General features: G+C 64.8%; 3 protein-coding genes. All 3 read left to right on the forward strand.

Annotated elements, in window-relative coordinates; translation table 11 throughout:
- On the forward strand, nucleotides 1-492 hold a 492-nt coding region (locus tag NTZ26_04985; protein ID MCX6559850.1), incomplete at its 5' end, for a cystathionine beta-lyase.
- A 156-nt stretch (nucleotides 493-648) separates the two neighbouring features.
- Entirely contained in the window at nucleotides 649-1098 is a 450-nt protein-coding gene (locus tag NTZ26_04990; protein MCX6559851.1) for a universal stress protein, read from the forward strand.
- Nucleotides 1099-1220: 122 nt separating this feature from the next.
- A partial coding sequence (locus tag NTZ26_04995) for a serine hydrolase (protein ID MCX6559852.1) occupies nucleotides 1221-2128 on the forward strand: 908 nt, incomplete at its 3' end.

Raw genomic sequence — 2128 nt, forward strand, 5'->3', positions numbered from 1 at the left:
GTCACCCTGCAGGCTCCCAGCAAGACCTTCAACACGGCCGGCTTGAGCGCCTCCTTTGCCGTCGTTCCCGACGATCGTTTGCGGGGCCTGCTGCGCCAGGAGATCGAAGACGCCGGCCTGACCATCAGCAACGTCTTCGGCGTCCCGGCCATGGAAGCGGCCTACGCCGAAGGCGGAGCATGGCGGGACGAGCTGGTGGCGTATCTCGAGGGCAACCTCGACTTCGCCGCCGCGTTCGTCCGTGAACGCTTGCCGCGGCTCCGCTTTCTGAAACCGCAAGGCACATACCTGGGACTTCTCGACGCCCGGGACCTCGGCCTCGATCCCCACGCGGTCTTCTTGTTTTTCCTGGACAAGGCCCGCGTCTACCTCGATGACGGCCTCAAGTTCGGTCCGGCGCTGGCCGGGTTTCTGCGCCTGAACGTCGGCTGTCCGCGCTCCGTGCTGGCGCAGGCTTTGGAGCGCATCGAAAGCGCGGTGCGGGCGCTTTGACGATGGGGCGGCGGGATCGGAGCCCGGGACAGGGCTGGCCCTCTTTGCCGCTATGAGAACGGGCCGCCCGTCAAACCCGGCAAATTGACATGGCGCCGAGCCCTGTGCTAAACATGAGAGGCCACGCCGGAAAGGCGTCGGCGGAAGGAAGAGAAGATGCTGTCAATCAAGAAAATTCTTTGTTCGACCGATTTCAGCGACGCCTCGATGCAGGGGATCTCCGCCGCGGCCGATCTGGCCGGGCTCTTCCAGGCCGAGCTCGTCTTGGCCCACGTCATTCCCGTCCTGCCGCCCAAGCCGACCGACCCCAACTTCGAGTTCGAAGTTCCCGAGTATGAGAACATCCTGCATAAGGATGCCGAGACCAAGCTCCTCGAGCTGATCAAGACCGCGGTTCCCGCCGGCCTCAAGGCGCGGGCCGTCCTGGGCCACGGCACCCCGGCCAAGGAGATCATCCGGATCGCCGAAGAGGAAAATGTCGACTTGATCGTCATTGCCACCCACGGCCACTCCGGCTGGCATCACCTCGTCCTCGGCTCGGTGGCCGAGAAAGTCATCCGCCACGCCCCCTGCCCGGTATTCGCGGTCCGCGAACGGCGCAAGTGACAAAACGGCGCCTGCTTGGCGACCGCCCGGGACTTGCCGTCGGGCTCCTGGCCATACTGATTCTGGCTGCTTCCGCTTGCGGGGGGAAAGGCTTGCCCGGCGGGGGAGCCAAGGATGTCGGGATGGACCCGGACCGTCTCAAACGGGTTTCGGCCATCGTCCGCGAAGCGATTGCCCGCAAGGATTTCCCGGGCGCCGTCGTTCTGGTCCAACGTAAGGGCAAGGTCGTCCTGCGGGAGGCATTCGGCGACAGCCAGATCGTGCCCGACCGCCGTCCGATGTCGGCCGATATGATCTTCGACCTGGCCTCTCTGACCAAGCCCATCGCCACCGCCACGGCGGTTATGATCCTGGCCGAACGGGGCGAGCTGTCGCTTTACGAGAAGGTCAAGGACTACATCCCCGAGTTCGCGCCGATCCAAGGGCCCGACGGCAAGCCCGGCGATGACGTCCGGCTCTGGCATCTCATGACCCACACTTCGGGCCTCCCGCCCTATACGGATGCGGCCGAGGCCGAGAAGAAGTTCGGCTCGCCCGTCCCGGTCGAATCGCTCGTCATCTATATCGGCGGATTGCCGAAGTCCGATCCCCCGGGCGCCAAGTTCACCTACTCCTGTCTGAACTACATCACTCTGGCCGCGATCGTCAAAAAGATCACTCGCAAGACCATCGCCGAGTTCGCGGCCGAGGAGATCTTCAAGCCTCTGGGCATGGCCCATACTTTCTACAACCCGCCCCCGGAATTCCTCTCGCTCGTCGTTCCAACCCAGGTTTACGACGGGAAGCCTTTGCGGGGGGTGGTCCATGATCCCCTGGCTCGGGCCCAGGGCGGCATCTCGGGCAACGCCGGCCTCTTTTCCACGGCCGACGACCTGGCCGTCTTCGCCCAGATGATGCTGGCCAAGGGCGAATACAAGGGCCGTCGGATCCTCTCGCCCCTGACCGTGGAGCGCATGACTTCGGTCTATGCCAAGGCGCCGGGCCTCGGGAGGGGGCTGGGCTGGGACATCAGCTCGGCCTACGCCAGCGT

The organism is Candidatus Aminicenantes bacterium (genome assembly GCA_026393855.1).
GTDB lineage: Bacteria > Acidobacteriota > Aminicenantia > Aminicenantales > UBA4085 > UBA4085.

Bases quoted from the DNA above. Each gene is read 5' to 3' on its own strand.
- NTZ26_04990 (MCX6559851.1), top strand. From the start codon at position 649: ATGCTGTCAATCAAGAAAATTCTTTGTTCGACCGATTTCAGCGACGCC.